Source organism: Paenilisteria riparia FSL S10-1204, from assembly GCF_000525995.1.
Lineage (GTDB): Bacteria > Bacillota > Bacilli > Lactobacillales > Listeriaceae > Listeria_A > Listeria_A riparia.
Map to the genome: position 1 here is coordinate 1 of NZ_AODL01000065.1, position 873 is coordinate 873.

Consider the following 873-nt stretch of genomic DNA (forward strand, 5'->3'; position numbering starts at 1 on the left):
CAAGCAAGGCGCTACGGTCTTGGTTCGCATACCGACCGATTTTGTATTCCCAGGCCTTCTCATTGCCATGCCACGCAGATTCGACCATGAGTACATGGGGTTGTTCCCGCTCCAGCACTTCTTCCCAATTGTCCGGTGTAAAAGAAATCAGTTGCACTTCCTTGTCGTAACAGGTGCGCGTAAATTCATCAAAAATACAGGCCATGCGTAGTTCCTTCGTATGCTGGATATTGGCTAAACGCGTCCGCGCTTCCAGTTGTGCGCTTCCTTGCGCGTGTGCTTTCGTTTCATCAAATATACGATGACATTCACAATCTGTAATAAGGACTTCACTCTTGCCTTGTACACGTAACGCGAATCGCAAACGAATCGTATCTTGTGATGCTTTGAAACGATTCTTTTTATTTGGTTCAAATAAAGTTGCCTTCAGTTTTCCTTTGTAGCCATATTCGATAATCGCTATTTTGGTTGCGTTCACACCCGTTGTTTCCAAGTGAATATTAAATTCGAATAATTCGCCAGGAACGGCTTCAATAATATTGGCCGGATACCGACTAAACAATAAGTTCGTCTCTAAATAAGAAAGATAGACATAGTGTTCGCTCATATTATGAATTTTCACGGCTTTTTCTGCTTGTTCAAACGTGAGGGCATCATTGGAACTATGCCAGTTATCTGCATTGATAAAATCATCCTTCTCGATGACTTCTGGTCGAATGTTGTTTAAGATCTTCTTCTGTAAGTATTCAATTTCATGGTATATATTCTCAATTTTTTTCACGTGTCATTCCTCAATTTTCTGCTTTTTTTTAAAATGCCAATATTTCCGCATGAATCGGATTATTTTGGTATTATTCAGACGCTCATATTTAG

At 40.3% G+C, this 873-nt stretch carries 1 pseudogene; it reads right to left on the minus strand.

The window, feature by feature from the left end:
* Nucleotides 1-781 (minus strand): annotated as a pseudogene (locus tag PRIP_RS16010) (hypothetical protein); the annotation flags it as partial.
* Between the last annotated feature and the right edge of the window lie 92 nt (nt 782-873).